Origin of the sequence: Yersinia sp. SCPM-O-B-9106 (C-191), assembly GCF_026183365.1 — a bacterium.
Classification (GTDB): domain Bacteria; phylum Pseudomonadota; class Gammaproteobacteria; order Enterobacterales; family Enterobacteriaceae; genus Yersinia; species Yersinia rochesterensis.
In genome coordinates, this window is the sequence record NZ_CP110791.1 from 3,732,398 (window position 1) to 3,751,507 (window position 19,110).

Genomic DNA, 19,110 nt, shown 5'->3' on the forward strand with positions numbered 1-19,110 from the left:
TTTCAGGCCGCTTTCCCGCGGTGTGTTGTGCTAATTCTATTTTGGAGTTATTCCATGAGTTCCTTATTCAACGCTGTATCTGCCACTATTAGTGCATTATTTTTTGCTGTTACTCTATTCTCTGCGCCCCTGTTTGCCGCCACTCCGTCGATGGCCGACAACATGCCAATGTCCCATAATCATGGGGCGATGATGGCTGAAACCACCGCCACAGACACCAATAGTTATCACTCTCGCGGGCAAATAAAAACCTGGAATACCAACAGCGTTTCCATCGCCCACAGTGCCATTCCGGCCCTAAACTGGCCGCCGATGACCATGACATTCGATCTGCCGAATAACTTGGTTGCCGCCCCGCTCCCGGTCGGCACGCAAGTCGCATTCAGCTTCCGCCAGACTGAACAGGGCTATCAGCTCACCGCTATTTCAGCGCAACAACCGTAAGGCGGGAGCAATCATGAATCACTCGAATCACCCTCGACAGGGGCGGCCCACCGCTGCCTTGCGGATAGGATTGACCCGCTTGTTGCTCGCCGCCGCATTCGGTTTACCCGCCATCGGCTATGCGGCAGACATCACTCTGGAACAAGCGCTGGTTTCTGCTGAGCACTACTCAGCCGAGCTATCGGCCAATCAACATCAGGTTAATGCACTAGAAAACATGGCCAGTTCCGCCACCCAACTGCCTGATCCCAAATTGAAATTCGGCATTGAAAACCTGCCGGTGGGGGGCAACAATGGCCGCCGCTTTACCCGCGAGGGCATGACCATGCAGCGGATTGGTATCATGCAGGATTATGTCAGCAGCGATAAACGACAAAGAAAGGCCGATACTCTCAGCGCCGAAGCCCGTAAAACCGCGGCGGGCAGCGAAACCATTCTCACTCGGCTACAAAGGGAAACCGCACAAGCCTGGCTGGATTTGGCACTCACTGAGCAAGCGGTGACGGATGCCAGGATTTTAGTGCAGGAGAGTGAAAAACAGATAGCGCTGCAACGGGCGGGAGTCGCCAGTGGTGGCGCGTTACCCAGCAGTGTTTTGGATGCGCGCCTAACCCTATCCGCCATGCAAGACAGATTAACCACCGCACAGCGCGATGTGGCTTTGGCGCAAACCCAGCTCACCCAATTGACCGGTATTGAGGTTCAGCACGTCAGTGGCACATTGCCCAAGTTCTCCCGCCTGCCAGCGGATATCACCGTATTGCGCGATGCTATCCAGCAGCATCCAGAAATATTGCTCGCCAGCCGCGAAGCGGAAGTCGCCAAAGCGCGTTCAGCACAATCCGCCATTGCGGCCACTCCCGATGTCGGTATTGAGGTTTATTACGCCAAGCGCGCCGAAGAATATGAGGATATGGCGGGTGTCATGGTCACTGTCGATTTGCCGCTGTTCCGCTCACAACGTCAGGATAAAGACTATGCCGCCGACGTCTCGCGATCCATGGAAGCTAACGACCAACTCACATTGTTGACCCGTGACCATCGGGCGCAACTCGACACTTTATTAGCGCAATATCGAGCTACCCAAGAGTTATGGCAGCGGCAAACTGACGAGGTTTTACCGCTGCAAAAACAGCGCGTTAACTTGATGATGGCGCAATATCAGGCCAATAAAAGCGATTTGAGCAGCGTGCTGGAAGCCAGGCGCGCCCTGCTCGACAGCCAACTCAATACCAGCAATGCCGCCAGAGAATTAGCTCGCACTTGGGCAGCCATCCGTTATCTGACCCCGCAGGAGAGCGTGCGATGAAAAAGCTATTTAGCCTGACTTTAGTGGCCGTCGCCGTTATCAGCGGCCTCGGCGGTTATCTGCTCGGGAAACCGGCCTCAGATTCTACGCCAACCGCTACCGCAAACTCTGACGTCACAGCAGAAAGCGGCCGCAAAGTGCTTTATTGGTATGACCCGATGTCCCCCGGACAACGCTTTGATAAACCCGGGAAATCGCCGTTTATGGATATGGAACTGGTGCCGCGCTATGCCGGTGAAACTGTGGAAGATGGCGGCGTGACAATCAGCGCCCGCCAACAGCAAAATCTGGGGGTGCGCACCGCGGCGGCAGAAATGCGCGCACTCAACCATCGGCTTACTGGCTACGGCACCGTGGCGACAGACGAACGCAGTGTGCAAGTGATTGCGGCGCGGGCAAATGGCATCATCGAGCAATTATATGTGCGCGCCAATCAGCAGCCAGTCACGAAAAATCAACCATTGGCACAGTTATGGATCCCCGATTGGAGTGCAGCCCAGCAAGAGTATCTGGCTATTCGCCAATTGGGTGACAGCGCATTGACCGCCGCCGCCCGTCAGCGGTTACAACTGCAATTCATGCCAGAAGAGGTCATTCGCAGTGTAGAAAAAAGTGGCCAGCCACAAACCCGGGTGACGCTGCGATCCCCGGCCAATGGCTATGTTAATAAACTGGATATCCGCGCCGGTTCGCAAGTGGCGGCGACCCAATCACTGTTCGAATTAGCCAGCCTCGATCAGGTGTGGATCCTGGTGGATTACCCGCAATCACAAGCCAGTTTAGTCACGATCGGTAGTGAAATTGCCGCTACCACTGCCAGTTGGCCGGGTGAAACCTTCCACGGCAAAGTCAGCGAGTTATTGCCCAATATGGATCTCACGACCCGCACCTTAAAAGCGCGCATCACAGTGGAAAACCCGCAACAAAAGCTCAAACCGGGGATGTATCTGAATGTGCAATCGGCACAAACCGCCGCGCTTGAGCCGGTGTTGGCTATTCCACAAGAAGCTTTATTGATGACGGGCAACCGCAACACCGTGTTGCTGGCGCAAGGAAATGGCCACTTTAAACCGGTTGAAGTCAGTGCCGGGCAAACTCAGGACGGTTGGGTAGAAATCAAATCCGGGCTGAGCAATGGCCAGCAAGTCGTGACGTCGGGCCAATTCCTCATTGATTCAGAAGCCAGCTTGCAAAGTGCCCTGCCGCAGATGGCTGATATCCCAGAAACGCAAGCGCCCGCGGTGGAAAACACCGCGCAAGCGCCAGCCGATATCTACTCAGTACGGGGGGAAGTTAACGCCATTAATGGCGCAACAATCACCTTATCTCACGGCCCGATAGCCGCCTTGAAATGGGGCGCGATGACCATGGATTTCCTGCTGCCACCGGGCAAGTTATCACCGGATATCCGCGTCGGCAGTGAAGTCAATTTCACCTTTACGCTGAATGAACAAGGCGCGCAGATCCGCCAGATCCAGCCGACAAAGGCTAATAACTCCAATAAAAACATGGATATCCATGGGAGCCACTTATGATTGCTGCCATTATCCGTTGGTCGTTGCGTAACCGGCTGTTGGTGCTGCTAGGTGCGGTGATGATGGCTGCCTGGGGAGTTTGGTCACTGCAACAAACCCCGCTGGACGCGCTACCGGATCTGTCGGACACGCAAGTGATCATTCGTGTCAGTTACCCCGGCAAAGCCCCGCAAGTGGTGGAGGATCAAGTCACTTACCCGCTCACCACCACCATGCTGTCGGTGCCCGGCGCTAAAACTGTGCGCGGCTTTTCTATGTTTGGCGATGCTTACGTTTATGTATTGTTTGATGACGGCACCGATCCTTACTGGGCGCGCTCAAGGGTGCTGGAGTACCTCAGCCAGGTGCAATCCACCCTACCAGCCGAGGCCAAAGCGTCATTGGGGCCGGATGCCACCGGTGTCGGCTGGATTTATGAATATGCATTAATTGATAGAACCGGCAAACACAGTTTGGCCGATTTGCGCGCATTACAGGATTGGACACTGAAGTTTGAGCTGAAAACCGTGCCCAATGTCTCGGAAGTCGCCAGTGTCGGCGGTATGGTGCGCCAATATCAAGTGGTTCTTGACCCGGAAAAAATGCGGGCGCTGAATCTTTCTCATCAGCAAATCGCCAGCGCCATTACCGACAGTAATCAAGAAGGCGGCGGTTCCGTGCTGGAAATGGGGGCCGCCGAATATATGGTGCGCGCCAGCGGCTACTTGAAAACACTGGATGATTTTCGAAATATCGTGATAACCGCCCGGGAAGGTATTCCGATTTTACTGTCCGATGTCGCCACAGTGCGCATTGGGCCAGAAATGCGGCGCGGCGTAGCTGAACTGAATGGCGAAGGCGAAGTGGCTGGCGGTATCATCGTGATGCGCTACGGCAAAAATGCGCTGGAAACCATCAATGGCGTGAAAGAGAAACTGCAACAGATTCAGCGCAGTTTACCCGCTGGAGTAGAAATTGTGCCGGTTTATGACCGCTCGCACCTGATTACTCAGGCCATCGACAGTTTGTCATTTAAGTTGTTGGAAGAGTTTTTAGTGGTCGCGGTTATCTGCTCACTGTTTCTATTCCACTTCCGCTCGGCGCTGGTGGCGATTATCACCCTGCCGCTGGGTATCCTCGGTGCATTTATTGTTATGCATTATCAGGGGGTTAATGCCAATATCATGTCATTGGGCGGCATCGCCATCGCCATTGGTGCCATGGTGGATGCGGCGATCGTCATGATCGAAAACATGCACAAAGTATTGGAACAATGGCGGCGAGATCACCCCGGCCAAACGCCGGTTAGCCAAGATTACTGGCGCATTTCAGAACAGGCGGCGATTGAAGTCGGCCCGGCGCTGTTTTGCAGCTTATTGATCATTACTTTGTCATTCATTCCAGTATTTACCTTACAGGCGCAGGAGGGGCGGATGTTTTCCCCACTGGCCTTTACCAAAACCTATGCCATGGCGGTTTCTGCTGGCTTAGCCATCACTTTAGTACCGGTATTAATGGGCTATTTTATTCGCGGAAAAATTCCTGACGAAAATGCCAACCCCATTAACCGCTGGCTAATAGCCCTTTATCATCCAGTATTAACCGCCGTGCTGGCGCGGCCAAAAACCACATTGGCCATTGCGGGTATGCTCTTGCTGGCAACGCTATATCCACTCAGCCGCTTAGGCAGCGAATTTATGCCCGCTTTAGATGAGGGCGATTTGCTGTATATGCCCTCTACTCTGCCGGGGATTTCAGTGCGCGAAGCCAGCCATTTACTGCAACAAACCGACCGCTTAATCAAAACGGTGCCGGAAGTGGATACCGTCTTTGGTAAAGCTGGGCGGGCAGAAACAGCCACCGATCCCGCGCCGCTCACCATGATCGAAACCACCATTCGCTTTAAACCCAAAGAAGAATGGCGGCCCGGCATGACCATGGACAAATTAATCGAGGAGCTGGACGCCACTGTTAACGTCCCCGGCATTGCTAATCTGTGGGTGCCGCCGATCCGCAATCGGCTAGACATGCTGTCTACCGGGATCAAAAGCCCGGTGGGGATCAAAGTAAACGGTAAGAATGTGCAACAAATTGAGCAAGTTGCACAGCAAATTGAGCAGGTGGTGCGCAAAGTACCGGGCGTCACTTCGGCGCTGTCCGAACGGCTGGCCGGTGGCCGCTATGTGGATATTGATATCGACCGCAAGCGCGCCGCTCGCTATGGTGTTTCAGTCAAAGAGTTGCAATCGCTGGTGGAAACCGTGATCGGCGGGCAAAACATTGGTGAAACCATTGAAGGCCGTGAACGCTATCCAATCAATCTGCGTTATCCGCGGGAAATCCGCGATTCGCTGCAAAAATTGCGTGATTTACCGGTCGTCACTGCCAGTGGCGGGCAGGTGGCGTTATCCGAACTGGCGGATATCAAAGTGACAGAAGGCCCGCCGATGCTGAAAAGTGAAAATGCACGTTTATCTGACTGGGTTTATGTCGATTTACGTGGGCGAGATTTGAAATCGGCAGTCACGGAGATGCAACAGGCCGTTGCTGAACAAGTCAAACTGCCGGAGGGTGTCTCACTCAGCTGGTCTGGGCAATTTGAATATTTGGAACGGGCAACCGCGAAACTGAAAATTGTTCTGCCGGTCACTCTCATGATCATTTTCGTGTTGTTGTATGTCACTTTCAGCAGTGTCAGGGATGCCGCCTTAATTATGGCAACGCTGCCTTTCGCACTGATTGGCGGGGTCTGGTTGCTCTATGGGCTGGGCTATAACTTTTCCGTTGCCGCCGCCGTCGGCTTTATCGCGCTGGCGGGCGTTGCTGCCGAGTTCGGCGTGATCATGGTTTTGTATCTGAATCAGGCGGTGAAAAAACATCAACGGCCCGGTTTCCCCATGACGGCCAATGAAATGAGCGCAGCCATTCACGAAGGTGCAGTACTGCGAGTGCGACCAAAAGCGATGACGGTGGCGACCATCATGGCTGGCTTGCTACCTATTATGTGGGGAGGCGGCACAGGTTCGGAAGTTATGCAGCGAATTGCCGCCCCGATGATCGGCGGGATGGTGAGTGCGCCATTGCTTTCGATGCTGGTTATTCCGGCGGTGTATATGTTGCTGCATAAAAAAGATAACAAACAGCAATAAACCTTAATAAGCATCATCATAGCCCTGAGTTTTGTCTTATTGGACTCAGGGCAGTCTCATTGATACCTCATCACTTCTCAGCGCGCTCAGTATATCGAAAGGTCAAATTAATCCGATATGCTCCTGCACTGGGAGAAAAACCTGCTTTCACTGGCAATATACCGTGATAATTCAAACGAGACGGCCCGCCCCACACCACCACATCCCCCTCACTCAATAAAACTTTCTGGCATTTAGCTTCACGGGATGCTCCACCAAATTGGAATATGGCGGGCAACCCCAGTGATACTGAAACAATCGGCTGGCGTAAATCCAACTCATCTTTATCTTGATGCAAAGATAATTTGGCTCCCACATCATAGCGGTTTATCAAGCAAGCATTTGGTTGAAAATGCAGAAAACCGGCTTGCCGTGCAGCAGCAACCGCCAGCGCCATAAAACTTTCGGGCATCGCGGGCCAGCGCATTTCTGTTAGCGGGTCAACTGGGCTGTAGCGATAACCTCGAGTATCACTGACCCACCCCACTGAACCGCAATTACTCATAGCCACTGACATCCGGTAACCGCCTGGGGTAATCAAATGCCGAAAGGGAGCAACAGTGGTAATGGCGGCAACTTCTGCTAATAATGACGGGGCCTGTTCTGATACAAAATGATGCAGAACCAACGCGCCTGGGGCTAATTCTTCAACCCAAGGCTCATTGAGCAATTGAGAAAATAGATCCATAGTCATAAGAGCCTCACTTTACCTCAGCCGATGACATAACTAAGAGCAATACAGTTTACTCCAGCGCCAGCTCAATTTATCACTGTTTCAGTTTTATCGACATTCTCTCCCTATATGACGGGAAAATATTATATTTAATATATTAAAATTAAAAAACATGAAAATAATCAAAAAACAGAAGAATAGTATAAGTTCATAACAAAGATAAAATAATAAACGAATAAGAAATGATGATAAGTAATAATAGCAAATGACATACTCAGGCTAAATACCTGCTTGTTAAGCTCAATTGCATCGTGCAAGAATACGCCGCGTAGTTATTTAAAGAAGTTTGAGTATTAAAATAAGCACAGGAAAACAGCGGATTTATAACCCTGACAATCGCTATTACATGCGTAACTACACTTTCAATGCACACAACATCAAAGAGAAATACTCACTTAGCGTAAGTCTGAGTTACCCAAGACCTTAAAATACTCAAAAAATAAATATACACCTTACACAGGATAGGTAGCCGCCAATATGGAGACAAATGAGATTGTGTTTAAATTAGAAGGAACAGTGCTATTTTCTCCCGCACAACGCTGTTTAAATGGCCCTGGTGGTTCAGTGGTAATGCTAACTGAAAATAATTTAAGATTTTTGCATCTGTTACTTAACGGAGTCACTGAAAAAGAACAGATTATCAACCAAGTATGGAAAGAACAGCGCGGGGCTGTCAGTGAAAGCAGTTATTACGGACAACTCTATATGCTGCGTAAGGCATTTCTTCAGGTAGGGCTGAAAGAATCTCTTATTCATACTATTCCCCGAAAAGGCGTCCGTTATACTGGCTCAGTAAGCCAAGTGACAGTTGGCAAATATTCTGACAAACAGCAACATAATGACGATCTTCAGCAGATAACAGCACTCCCTGATACTTCCCTGGTAGCCGCTATCTCTTTACCGGCAGAGAGTATCGCACCACAGATTCCTCTAGCACAGGGCAAACAAAGTTTTTTGCAAAGCAATGGCTGGAAAAAATTGATATCTTTACTCGCTTTTTTCTCTTTCTGCTGGCTTTCATTTCTCTCAGTCTTAATCCTTATTATCTTATTCAGTGGGGATAAGCCAAATCCTTAATTATCATACTAAAATGAATATAATTTAAAGAGACCAAATAAGGCTAAAAAAAGGATTCCTCCTCCAGAAAGGCATTTAATAGCAACCACTACGAACGAGGCGAAAATAACAATATCGATTCGGGTAGTAGCGAGATACCTACTCTGTACTTAATTGAAATATCGGGAAGAATCCCAATATATTTAACAAGGAAACTAGATTATGATGAACTTAATCACTAAAGGTTATGTAACAACACAAATTAATGCCCAGCAGTTTATGAAGGACAATCGCGGCTCTATTATTGAATACGTTATGATCATTGCATTGGCTGGTATCCTTATTACCGCAGCTAAAGGCCCATTAACTGCTCTGGTTACTGAGTTGGTTGCATCAGCCAAAAATACTGTGACTGCAGCAGCACCCAAAGGCTAAGTGATTTAGACTCTATTAACATTAAGATGGCAACTTTAAGTTGCCATCTTAATGACATTATCCTCAAAGGAGGATTGGATATATTACAAATACCATTAGTCACATTGTTAGCATTACAATTATTGCTAATCTGCTATAGCGATATTCTTCATCGCACGATTAGCAACAAGCTTGTAATTACTGTGGCCATTAACTCACTGGCTTTGAGTTATATCTCATACAATAGGGTAGATTTTATCATACCTTTATTAACATTATTTATAGGCTATATAATTTTTCATTTTAAACTTATCGGTGGCGGCGATGTAAAATTAATAACTGTATTACTGTTTTCGCTGAATACAGAACAATCTATCAATTTCATTCTCTACACTGCAATTATGGGCGGAGTCGTCATGATAATAGGTATGTTAGTCAACCGTACTGATATTCAACAGAGAGGTGTACCTTACGCTGTTGCAATTTCTAGTGGCTTCTTATTATCTTTTCTATCCTGAATAGTGAACGAGTCATTTCTATAATAATATAGGATTATTATGAACCGTAAGTTTCTTTTGTTAATTTCTATTCTTATTATTGCTATAGGTATTACTGGCTTATTTATAAGCTCTGAGAATGATGAAAAAATAACGAGTAGCCTACTCACGCCAAAAAAGGAAAAGGAAGTCACTATTATATTGGCACAAGCCACTAGTGATTTGCCATCAGGAACTCTATTGACTCACAGCGAGTACGCCATAAAAAAAATAGCCGTCCCCGAGTCAAGTGAATTAATAAAAAATGACATCTCTGAAACCCCTAACATTAACAGCTATTTATTAAAAACGAACACTCTCAATGGTTCCTACATTACTAAAGACATGTTAGCCACACCCAATAGTGATGAGTTTAACCATCTAAGCTTACAGAAAGGCTACATTGTCTATAAATTCACAACTAAAAAACAAGATGATTACTTACTGAATACATTGAGTGTAGGTGATGAGATATCTTACCAATTGAGAGTTCTTGAGACAGACAATAAGAAAGGGATGGAACATGGCACTATTATTAATACAAAAAATATGAGTGATAGGAAAAAACAGAACTACTCCCTTAATAAAATTATCCCTAACATGAAAGTAGTAAGAATAAAAAAGTACTCCGCTGACGAATTATCAGAAAAAAACAGCAAGAATCAAAAGACTGAAGATATGTTAACAGGTTATATTGCCGTCACAATAAAAATAGAAGAGCTTGGTCTGATACATATAGTGGAAAAAACAGGTGATACTTTTCTAACTCCTAACTATAAAAATGATGATAGCAAGAGAATATCAACAAATTTATATGACATTATTCCCAAACTGCGCACAACAAGAGAGTTAAGAGGATGAGAATACTTCGGAGAAGCTACATCATTAGGAATATATTACTTTTCTTATTTGTCATTACGGCTATCCAAACTGCAGTCAATAGAGCAAATGCTAAATCAGTTTATTTATCTACTGGTGAGTCATATATTATTAGTACGCAAGATGAGATAGACACTGTTTTTGTTTCTGCAGCAGCCATAGCTGACTATGAGATAGTGGGTAAAAAAAGCGTTATTGTCTATACAAAAAAAGAAGGAATGGCGGAGTTTATATTATTCAATAGTAGCAACAAGCCTATGATAAAATCTGTCGTTTTTGTCAACAATGTCATTGCTGCTGCATATAAAAGAATACAGCTTGAGTATCCAGAAAGTCATGTGGAAATTAACAAAATAGGTGATGGTTATATCCTGACAGGAACCGCAGGATCAGAGGAAGCCAAAGACACTATCGGTACAATTATAGGTGAGGCTGTTGGTAGTAAAAGAATAATAAATAGCAACTCTCTTATTAATACTACTGATTATTTAGGTATTATCAACAAAATAAAATTACCACAATCTAATCAGGTGAATGTCAAACTCACCATTGCCGAAGTTACAAAAGATTTCACTGAAAATGTTGGAATAAATTGGAGTACCATCGGCGATTCTGTGGGTTCTTTCCAATTTTTTAGATTTAATGCCAAAGGGATAAGTACATTAGTTCATGCTATTAATGATGATACCATTGCTCGAGTTTTAGCCGAACCCAATCTCTCCGTGCTATCAGGTGAAAGTGCATCTTTTCTGGTTGGTGGCGAAATACCAATAGTAAGTACGACACAAAATAGTAGAGAAATAACTTATAAAGAATTTGGTATTAAATTAAACATTGGTGCAAAAGTTAATGATAAAAAACGTATTCGCATTACTTTAAATGAAGAAGTTAGCAGTATAGGTAAAATATTTAATATGAGGGGTGGAGATTCCTACCCTACATTAAGAACACGTAGGGCAGCAACAACATTAGAACTGGGAGATGGAGAGAGTTTCATTTTAGGGGGATTAATCAGTAACACGGAGAGAGAATCATTAAGTAAAATTCCACTAATTGGTGATATCCCTCTATTAGGAGCATTTTTCCGTAATGCACAGACAGAACAGAGCCAAACTGAATTAGTGGTGATCGCAACCGTAAACTTGGTGAATCCAGTCTCCGAAAAAGAAGTGGAGTTGCCTGATTTTATGCATACTTCAACGCTCGAACGATTTTTTAACTTTAGTTCCATTATGGAAACAAAAAGAGAAAAGATGGCCAGAGAGTTTCTGCGTAAAGGAGGATTTATTAAATGAGATTACTCATAATAGGCACCATTATATTATTTACCAAAGTGGGCTATGCAGACCTGACGATTAAACCTATTGATAGTGACCGATCATTTTGTCTTATGAGAGATAATCAATCCAAAATAAATATCATTATCACATCTAAAAATGACAGCGTTAACATTAAAAATAGAGTCTGTAACTATAGTATTAATGATTATCGTCGTGTTAAAAATCATGAAGTTGGATGCGCAGTTAATATTAACAGGAAAAAATCCAGTATTAGTGGTGACATATGCAATTAATCCTAAACAAGGATTTAATCAATAAAAAAACCAGCAAAGTAAAAGATACCATTGTAATTATTTCCACAAGAAAGTGGCTAATAGAGAAAATATCTGAAAAAATACGACTGGCCGATATTAACAACATTAAAGGAATAGAGGACAATATTTTCACTGCATCATTAGTTAATTTACCAGACCAAACTATTGGTATAATCATTGATATTGGTAATGATCAAGAAATAGAGAAAATATTAGATTTAATAAAAAATCATACACCGCGTGATTGCTGGTGTGTGCTCGTCGGAGATATTGATTCAATCAGTATTGCACAGCAGTTTACTGACAGGGGAATTTTATATTTAAATATACAGTCACAATCTGCTGAACTGACACAGTTATTGCTTAAAGGTATTCAGATAGAATCCGAAAGAAAGGCTTTTTTTATCAGTGTACTGGGTTGTAAAGGTGGAATAGGGACGACTCTACTCAGTTACCATTTAGCATATGAAATTACTCAAATAAAGAAATCCCCAACATTATTATTACAGGGTAATCAAGGATCGCAAGATCTTGACCTCGTAACAGAGAAAAAAATTAATGCCGCTATCACTGAGTATCATAAACACTTAGATCTTATGCTATGTAACGAAAAAAAATTAAGTGAGGTAGATAATCAAACAAATAAAAAACATAATTTTATTATTTTCGACCAACCTATTCATAACTCATCAAAGGAAAGAATAACAGACTATATTGAGCAATCTAATTGCATCATTATATTGTTAGATAATAGTATGATGTCAGTTAGAATCGCCAAAGAATTTATTAGCATATATGAGCGCTTTAAAAGAGATAATAGAAAAGCAACCAGACTAATACTCTGCTTAAACGAAAGCAGGCCTGTAACCAAAGATATGTTAGATACTGCCGACATACAATCATTATTGAATCGAACTATTGACATACATATACCTTATATAAAAAACACAAAGTCTTCATTAAATGATCCTACTTATTTTGGTAGAAAGAAAATAAAAATAAACACATTAGCTAAAAACACATTAGGTATAAAGATAGACTCATCAAGCGATATGAATACATTGACAAAAAAAATAATAGCAACACTAAAAAATATAAGGTAAACAATGAAAGCATCATTAACTATACAAGAATTAATTCGCGAAAAAATGCTGGCTAATATTGATATAGATAAAGTTGAAAATCTTGTTGATGATTACAGTAAACTCAGTGGATTATTATCTCAAACATTTCATGATTTATATAATGATAATGAATATAAATTAACAACTCAGGATCAGAAAAAAATAATTTCAATGATTGCTGATGAAATCACTGGTTTTGGGCCATTAAGAGAGCTGATGGAGGATGACTCAATTAGTGACATTATGGTTAATGGACCTAATAAGATATTTGTTGAACGCTATGGCCTGATCACTTTAACTGATCTGCGATTTATTAATAATAATCAACTGACAGATATTACCAAACGTTTAATGCAAAGGGTAAATCGTCGTATTGATGAAGGCCGCCCCTTAGCAGATGCACGTTTAATTGACGGCAGCCGTATCAATGTAGCAATGAGCCCCATAGCCCTAGATGGCACTGTACTTTCTATCCGAAAGTTTAGTAATAACAACCGAAAACTAGAAGACTTAGTTGATATGGGTGCGATGAGTAGCAATATGGCTAACTTTCTGATTATTGCGGCCAGTTGTAGGGTCAATATCGTTGTCTCTGGTGGTACTGGTTCGGGAAAAACAACGCTACTTAATGCTTTATCGAAGTATATTTCTAAGAGTGAGAGAGTTATTACTTTAGAAGATGCAGCAGAGTTGAATCTTGAGCAACCTCATGTTGTGAGAATGGAAACCCGGTTAGCGGGTCTGGAGAATACAGGACAAATCACTATGCGAGACTTAGTAATTAACTCGCTACGAATGCGCCCCGATAGAATAATTATCGGCGAATGTCGAGGCGAGGAAACCTTTGAGATGCTTCAAGCAATGAATACAGGCCACAATGGTTCGATGTCAACATTGCACGCTAACTCACCCCGTGATGCTATTGCCCGTCTGGAAAGTATGATAATGATGGGCCCGGTTAATATGCCTCTCTTTACTATCCGACGGAATATAGCATCTGCAATCAATATTATTGTACAAGTTTCTCGAATGAGTGATGGTACAAGAAAAGTACGTTATATTAGCGAAATTATGGGAATGGAAGGTGATAATGTCATACTACAGAATATATTTTCATTTGAACCAGCAAAATTACGGGATGAACAAGGTAAGATTCAAGGAGAATTTATCAATCATGGATTATTTAGCCGTTCCTCTGTTAGAATAAATGCCGACATATATAACTTATCTGATGAATTAAATAGTATTTTTTCTATGGTGGAAAAGTGATTTACTACATAATACTGTCGTCCGGTATATTATTGCTATTATTGAGCAATTTTAAATGGATGAAAATCAAAAAATCAATCGTCAATGATAATAGAAAGAAATCTGTAAGTGATAATTTATTTATTTTATTTTCTAAAAAAATAATTTCAGAATGGTTACAGTATTTGCATGGAATTATTAATGATAAAAACAAATTGCATATTGCGATGCCAATAATTTATTCAATATGTGTTTTTTTCATTAATACTTTATGGTTTCATTTTAATATAGTTCTCATTTTCATTTTTATGTTTATAAGTATTGTGTTTTTTCAAGTAAAATTATCCCGAAAAATACATCATTCTTTTTTTAAACAAAACTTTCCAGAAGTTCTCTTGATGATAAACATGGCGGTGAGCAGTGGAGCCAGTATTAATCAAGTACTAGAGCGCTGTGGGCAAGAAATAAATGGGCCACTAGGACATGAAATGAGCCTTATTTGTCGTCGACTAAATCTGGGAGAATCACCTGAAATTGTTTTTTATGATGCCTATAAAAGATTCCATTACCCTGAATTCTATTTTCTAATTACAATAATTTTGCTTAATCTTCAACAAGGGGGGCAATTAAAAGAATTGACTAGCCGGCTATCACAGGTGATAACAAAAAATAAAAATTCTGAGCAGAAGAAAGCCGTAATGACTGCTCAGACACGAATGTCTGTCAATATTATTTGTTTTATGCCGATCGCCTTTTCTCTTTTACTTTATTTTATTGATTCTACCAGCATAGAATCAATGTGGAATCATCCTGTAGGGGAAATTATATTTTATTATATTATAACCAGTGAAATTATTGGGATTTACTTAATAAGAAAAATGCTCAGGAAAGCCTTATGAATATATTCTTAATTTTATTGTTATCATTAGGATTAATTCTTCTGTTAAAAACAAAATCAAGAGTAAAAAGAGTTTATATATATAATAAAATAAACGAAAGTGATAAACACCAAGATAAAAAAGAAGTCAACAACCAGGATAAAACCCTGTCTAACTACATCTCTATTCCTTTTCTTCTGGAAGAGGTCATTTATTTCAAAATTATTATTATCGTTGCACTCTTGACGGTAATATTAATATTGTTGTCAATTGATATAATAACAATTAGCTTTAGAAGTTCACTGATTATTGGATTAACAATTCTGATAACCACTCTATACCTCCCTAAAATAGTTATAAAAAACGTTATTACCAGAAGAACTGATTCTGTGCTTAAATCACTACCCTTCTTTATTGATATCACCGCCGCGTGTGTTCAATCCGGTATGACAATAGATAACTCTCTCAGTTACACGGCAAAAAAATTTACATTAATAAACTCAGATTTAAGCCGAATGATCCTTAAAATAACCAAACATGCAGAGATAAATGGATTAGAATCAGCTATTAAAGAGTTTCATCAGTGCTCTTCTGCCACAGAAATAAGAATGTTTTGCAGTGCGCTTCAATACAGTATTAGTTTTGGTTCAAGTGTATATGAACAACTGATTAAATTGTCTCAAGATATAAGAGAGATGCAATTATTAGTGACAGAGGAAAAAATAAGTAAATTATCAGCAAAATTAACATTCCCGCTATTTCTCTTTATTCTTATTCCATTTATCGTATTAGTTATATCACCCAGCATATTGGAGATACTTACCTATGTATAAAAAACTTAGAAAAATCATTATGTTTTCAATTCTTGCTTTTATGATCAATGGTTGTTCCTGGAATAATGGCATGAGTAAAAAAGAATTTTCTTATCGAGAAAGTATTTTAACCAAAGCAAAAAACTATAACGGACTAATTACTCTATACCGTAATGAATTAAAAACAAAAGAAGATGATGATATTAGATTAAAATTAGCCAATACATATTACCTTGCTGGTGATACTAAATCATCATTATACTACTTGAGCCCAATAGCACATAAACCCAACGAGTCTATTTATTTATTACAGGCCAAAAACCTTATTAACAATAATGATGATACGGCAGCCAAGGTTGTTATTGATAAATTATTGGTTATTTCTCCAAAAAATGCAGAAGCGCACAATATAAAAGGTATTATTTTTGCCAATAATGGCGAAATAAATAACGCTAAAAACGCTATTGAACAATCCAGAAATTTGTTTATTTCTGATGAAACAGCAATGAATAACCTCGCAGTGATCGCCATACTTGATGAGCGTTATTCTGATGCAGTCAGAATATTACTTCCTGACTATCTGGCAGGAAAAAAAGATAGTTTAATATTACATAATTTGGTTTTCTCATTAGTTAAGCTCAATGATCATCAATATGCAAAAAAGATAATTTCAGCCGAAAAAATGGCTAAAAATCCTGATGAATTAATATTAGCCCTCAGTCAAGTGAGTAATCCATATCAAGATAAATTTTCTGGCAAGGTTGACTAATGAGAAAAATGAACTTTACTTTTTTGTACGAAAACAAAGGTTCTATCACTATCGAGTTTTCAATCGTCTTTATTTTATTTTTACTCATGCTCCTGTTTAGTGCTGAGATTGCTCGTTTACTTTATATTTCAGCCAATTTAGATTTGGCAGTTTCCGAAGCAGCGAAGTCAGCCAAGAATAAAGAACGGCATGACGATATTAGCTATACCTCAATGCTACGGCAGAAATTAGTTTCACATCAAGGAGTTTTAGGCTCATTTATCACTGAGGACAATGCGTTAAACGCAAATGTTGTTTTTAGTGAAAACATTTCGGATATGATTAACCATAACACATCAGATAACAATAAACTTCCGCTAGCTAAATATAGTGTCAGTTATTTATATCGCCCAGTTTTTTTTCCTACTTTATCTTATTGGCCTACTATTTTACTCTCACGAGAGGTTATTCTTGCACAAGAAAAATAATCAAATAAACATGATTAAAAATACACATGGCGCAATCATTGTTGAGTTTGTTTTTGTTATTTTCATCATGACTCTTTTTATAAAAATATTAATATCAGTCTCGGATTATTACTCAAACGTTGGAAAGTTAGATCGCATTTCATATTCATTAGCTGGAATAGTACGAGAAAGATCACTGTTATACAATAATGATTATATATTAACACAAGAACAGGTTAATCAAATAAAACAGTTAGCTGACAGTATGTTATTAAATTCAGATAATCCTGTTCATAACCTTGCAATAAATATAGAAACACTGCATTTCAATCAAACCGAATCATCCGCAGTCACAAATAAGAGTATTGATAATACGAAAAGTCTGTCTTTCAATGTTGGGACTTGTGAGCCGAACAGGCCACTCAATGAGTTAGCTCAGTTATCAACATTCAGTAATGCCGGGAGATGGATACCTCTTTATCAAGTGACATTATGTTTATCGTCAGCTCCTGGGTCTGGAACCCTATTTGCACCTATAAAATCATCCTCTATTACGATCGAACGTTAATATCTAAATATATGAATACAACACTCATACAGTAAAGGCTATTTATGTTGAAAGAAAACATTACTTTTATAAAGATACAGAGGTTTATAAAAAATGAAAGTGGTGCGATATTATTACCATTTATTGTTTTATTGCCTTTTTTTGTTGGGCTAATTTTTGTGTCTTTTGAAATTTCTCATTTTATACAAAAAAAAGCTAGGCTATCTGATGCCATAGAGCAAGCTGCATTAGCATTAACAGTTGAAAACAATGACAATCCTAATTCAACTCAGCGGCAGAATAATAACTCCCTTGTAAACTCTTATGCCAGGGCGTATTTACCATCAGAATATTTTTCAATTCCAATAATAGAGATAAACAGCAGCCCAGACCACATCCGATATAATGTGGCTATTAGTATGAATTACCCTGTAATATTCTTAAATAATACACTTATTACTCAGACAAATAATAATATAAGTACCATTGATAATGGTGCTGCCAAAAAATATCTATCTAATCATTCAGAACCCACCGATGTTATTTTTGTCGCTGACTATTCTGGCTCAATGCGTGAGTCATTTGAATATTCTGACAGCAATGAAAGTAAAATAGAGTCATTGAGGCGAATATTAGAAAAACTGAATGATAAAATAGATAGTAATGATGCCATTAATATTATTGGATTTGTGCCATTCTCTTGGGGAACTAAAATCATTGTAGGAAATGAAACATTTTGCCACTTTCCATTTGTACCGAAAGAATATAAACCTAATGGGGATTATCTTCGTCAATATACTGCATCTGGATTAAAAAAATTCCAAGGGTTGGAAAATTTAGGTCCTATTTTAAATACTGAGTATGGAAAATTAAGCAATAAAGAAGAAGATCTATCAGCCATTGATGATGAAATTAAGAGCAATATTTTTAATAAAAAGCAGATTCCAAAAGCTCTGGATTTTTTAAACAAGGCTAGTTATATTGATTATACCATAATCATATGGGAAATCATTGCCGATAATATTGACTATGATAAAACGATTAAATCAATCACTCGAAAAAACAAAACCAAAATCATAGATATTCCTATGGCTGACGTTCTTAATAAAGGTTTTTGCTTAAAAGATCTAAACTCGCATATTATTGAAAATAATAATAACTCAATATTATCTGATGCTTTAAATTTTGATGTATCTGGTGGAACATTGATAAGCTCAGGGATATTAGCTGGCAATAATATATTTAGAGGGGGAAGTCACCATAACAAAAAAATAATGATTATTCTTTCTGACGGTGATGATAGTAATCACATTAACAGTAAACTTTCTGAAGATTACAAAGATAAAAATTATTTCAATATTACTAAAACACTTGTTGATAAAGGAATGTGTGAAAAAATAAAGGAAAATAACATTAGAATGGTATTTATTGGTATTGGATATGTTCCAAGAGAGGATATTGACTGGAAAAAGTGTGTTGGGGAGAATAATTTCTATCTAGCTCATAATGCTCATGAATTGGAGCAAGACCTAGAGCAAGTACTCTTAGCAAATGATGAAGTTGGCCGTAATATACCTAAAAACTGAGATAAGGCGCGGCAATATTCACCGCGCCTGTTA

The 19,110-nt window shown here is 40.6% G+C and carries 18 protein-coding genes; 17 read left to right on the forward strand and 1 reads right to left on the reverse strand.

Annotated features, from left to right (window positions below; translation table 11 throughout):
- Window positions 1–54 precede the first annotated feature (54 nt).
- The 4 genes from OP863_RS16900 to OP863_RS16915 are packed head-to-tail and all read left to right on the forward strand — an operon-like array spanning window position 55 to window position 6,416.
- Window positions 55–444, forward strand: coding sequence for a copper-binding protein (locus OP863_RS16900; protein WP_145589868.1), 390 nt, complete (start codon window positions 55–57; stop codon window positions 442–444).
- Window positions 445–457: 13 nt separating this feature from the next.
- Window positions 458–1,753: a TolC family protein gene (locus OP863_RS16905; RefSeq protein ID WP_265525637.1), complete on the forward strand. Its 1,296-nt coding sequence runs from the start codon at window positions 458–460 to the stop codon at window positions 1,751–1,753.
- Window positions 1,750–3,288 carry an efflux RND transporter periplasmic adaptor subunit gene (locus tag OP863_RS16910; protein ID WP_145589866.1) on the forward strand — a complete coding sequence of 513 codons (1,539 nt, stop codon included), beginning with the start codon at window positions 1,750–1,752 and terminating at the stop codon, window positions 3,286–3,288. Before OP863_RS16905 ends, OP863_RS16910 begins: the two co-directional genes overlap by 4 nt.
- Window positions 3,285–6,416, forward strand: coding sequence for an efflux RND transporter permease subunit (locus tag OP863_RS16915; protein WP_145591504.1), 3,132 nt, complete (start codon window positions 3,285–3,287; stop codon window positions 6,414–6,416). The genes OP863_RS16910 and OP863_RS16915 overlap by 4 nt, the downstream gene beginning before the upstream one ends.
- A 70-nt stretch (window positions 6,417–6,486) precedes the next feature.
- Here OP863_RS16915 and alkB read toward each other — a convergent pair whose 3' ends face one another.
- Window positions 6,487–7,149, reverse strand: coding sequence for a DNA oxidative demethylase AlkB (alkB, locus tag OP863_RS16920; RefSeq protein ID WP_265525638.1), 663 nt, complete (start codon window positions 7,147–7,149; stop codon window positions 6,487–6,489).
- Between the two features lie 516 nt (window positions 7,150–7,665).
- Between alkB and OP863_RS16925 the strand changes: the two genes are divergently transcribed.
- The 13 genes from OP863_RS16925 (at window position 7,666) to OP863_RS16985 (ending at window position 19,077) form a co-directional block, all read left to right on the forward strand.
- Window positions 7,666–8,265 (forward strand): winged helix-turn-helix domain-containing protein, encoded by a 600-nt coding sequence (locus tag OP863_RS16925; protein ID WP_265525640.1) that lies wholly within the window; start codon window positions 7,666–7,668, stop codon window positions 8,263–8,265.
- A gap of 201 nt (window positions 8,266–8,466) precedes the next feature.
- The gene (locus OP863_RS16930; RefSeq protein ID WP_265525642.1) at window positions 8,467–8,679 is read left to right on the forward strand and encodes a pilus assembly protein; all 213 of its coding nucleotides are present in this window, start codon (window positions 8,467–8,469) and stop codon (window positions 8,677–8,679) included.
- Window positions 8,680–8,753: 74 nt separating this feature from the next.
- Entirely contained in the window at window positions 8,754–9,176 is a 423-nt protein-coding gene (locus OP863_RS16935) for an A24 family peptidase (protein ID WP_265526288.1), read from the forward strand.
- Window positions 9,177–9,215: 39 nt separating this feature from the next.
- Window positions 9,216–10,055 (forward strand): tight adherance operon protein, encoded by an 840-nt coding sequence (locus OP863_RS16940; protein WP_265525643.1) that lies wholly within the window; start codon window positions 9,216–9,218, stop codon window positions 10,053–10,055.
- Window positions 10,052–11,368 (forward strand): type II and III secretion system protein family protein, encoded by a 1,317-nt coding sequence (locus OP863_RS16945; protein ID WP_265525644.1) that lies wholly within the window; start codon window positions 10,052–10,054, stop codon window positions 11,366–11,368. Before OP863_RS16940 ends, OP863_RS16945 begins: the two co-directional genes overlap by 4 nt.
- A 268-nt stretch (window positions 11,369–11,636) precedes the next feature.
- Window positions 11,637–12,770, forward strand: coding sequence for a pilus assembly protein CpaE (locus tag OP863_RS16950; RefSeq protein ID WP_265525645.1), 1,134 nt, complete (start codon window positions 11,637–11,639; stop codon window positions 12,768–12,770).
- A 3-nt stretch (window positions 12,771–12,773) separates the two neighbouring features.
- Window positions 12,774–14,060, forward strand: coding sequence for a CpaF family protein (locus tag OP863_RS16955; RefSeq protein ID WP_265525646.1), 1,287 nt, complete (start codon window positions 12,774–12,776; stop codon window positions 14,058–14,060).
- The gene (locus OP863_RS16960) at window positions 14,057–14,938 is read left to right on the forward strand and encodes a type II secretion system F family protein (RefSeq protein WP_265525647.1); all 882 of its coding nucleotides are present in this window, start codon (window positions 14,057–14,059) and stop codon (window positions 14,936–14,938) included. The genes OP863_RS16955 and OP863_RS16960 overlap by 4 nt, the downstream gene beginning before the upstream one ends.
- A complete protein-coding gene (locus OP863_RS16965; protein WP_265525648.1) occupies window positions 14,935–15,750 on the forward strand; it encodes a type II secretion system F family protein in 816 nt (271 codons plus the stop codon). Before OP863_RS16960 ends, OP863_RS16965 begins: the two co-directional genes overlap by 4 nt.
- Entirely contained in the window at window positions 15,743–16,498 is a 756-nt protein-coding gene (locus OP863_RS16970) for a tetratricopeptide repeat protein (RefSeq protein ID WP_038639019.1), read from the forward strand. Before OP863_RS16965 ends, OP863_RS16970 begins: the two co-directional genes overlap by 8 nt.
- Window positions 16,498–16,965: a TadE/TadG family type IV pilus assembly protein gene (locus tag OP863_RS16975; protein ID WP_265525649.1), complete on the forward strand. Its 468-nt coding sequence runs from the start codon at window positions 16,498–16,500 to the stop codon at window positions 16,963–16,965. The genes OP863_RS16970 and OP863_RS16975 overlap by 1 nt, the downstream gene beginning before the upstream one ends.
- 10 nt (window positions 16,966–16,975) lie before the next feature.
- Entirely contained in the window at window positions 16,976–17,512 is a 537-nt protein-coding gene (tadF, locus tag OP863_RS16980; RefSeq protein ID WP_416222829.1) for a tight adherence pilus pseudopilin TadF, read from the forward strand.
- Between the two features lie 44 nt (window positions 17,513–17,556).
- Window positions 17,557–19,077 carry a TadE/TadG family type IV pilus assembly protein gene (locus OP863_RS16985; protein ID WP_265525651.1) on the forward strand — a complete coding sequence of 507 codons (1,521 nt, stop codon included), beginning with the start codon at window positions 17,557–17,559 and terminating at the stop codon, window positions 19,075–19,077.
- The last annotated feature ends 33 nt before the right edge of the window (window positions 19,078–19,110 follow it).

Excerpts from the sequence above, each read along its gene's own strand:
- OP863_RS16915 (WP_145591504.1), top strand. The coding sequence starts at position 3,285 with ATGATTGCTGCCATTATCCGTTGGTCGTTGCGTAACCGGCTGTTGGTG.
- OP863_RS16985 (WP_265525651.1), top strand. The coding sequence starts at position 17,557 with ATGTTGAAAGAAAACATTACTTTTATAAAGATACAGAGGTTTATAAAA.
- OP863_RS16970 (WP_038639019.1), top strand. The coding sequence starts at position 15,743 with ATGTATAAAAAACTTAGAAAAATCATTATGTTTTCAATTCTTGCTTTT.
- OP863_RS16940 (WP_265525643.1), top strand. The coding sequence starts at position 9,216 with ATGAACCGTAAGTTTCTTTTGTTAATTTCTATTCTTATTATTGCTATA.
- OP863_RS16910 (WP_145589866.1), top strand. The coding sequence starts at position 1,750 with ATGAAAAAGCTATTTAGCCTGACTTTAGTGGCCGTCGCCGTTATCAGC.
- OP863_RS16950 (WP_265525645.1), top strand. The coding sequence starts at position 11,637 with ATGCAATTAATCCTAAACAAGGATTTAATCAATAAAAAAACCAGCAAA.
- tadF (WP_416222829.1), top strand. The coding sequence starts at position 16,976 with ATGATTAAAAATACACATGGCGCAATCATTGTTGAGTTTGTTTTTGTT.
- OP863_RS16945 (WP_265525644.1), top strand. The coding sequence starts at position 10,052 with ATGAGAATACTTCGGAGAAGCTACATCATTAGGAATATATTACTTTTC.
- OP863_RS16905 (WP_265525637.1), top strand. The coding sequence starts at position 458 with ATGAATCACTCGAATCACCCTCGACAGGGGCGGCCCACCGCTGCCTTG.
- OP863_RS16965 (WP_265525648.1), top strand. The coding sequence starts at position 14,935 with ATGAATATATTCTTAATTTTATTGTTATCATTAGGATTAATTCTTCTG.
- OP863_RS16930 (WP_265525642.1), top strand. The coding sequence starts at position 8,467 with ATGATGAACTTAATCACTAAAGGTTATGTAACAACACAAATTAATGCC.
- OP863_RS16975 (WP_265525649.1), top strand. The coding sequence starts at position 16,498 with ATGAGAAAAATGAACTTTACTTTTTTGTACGAAAACAAAGGTTCTATC.
- OP863_RS16900 (WP_145589868.1), top strand. The coding sequence starts at position 55 with ATGAGTTCCTTATTCAACGCTGTATCTGCCACTATTAGTGCATTATTT.
- OP863_RS16925 (WP_265525640.1), top strand. The coding sequence starts at position 7,666 with ATGGAGACAAATGAGATTGTGTTTAAATTAGAAGGAACAGTGCTATTT.
- alkB (WP_265525638.1), bottom strand. The coding sequence starts at position 7,149 with ATGACTATGGATCTATTTTCTCAATTGCTCAATGAGCCTTGGGTTGAA.
- OP863_RS16955 (WP_265525646.1), top strand. The coding sequence starts at position 12,774 with ATGAAAGCATCATTAACTATACAAGAATTAATTCGCGAAAAAATGCTG.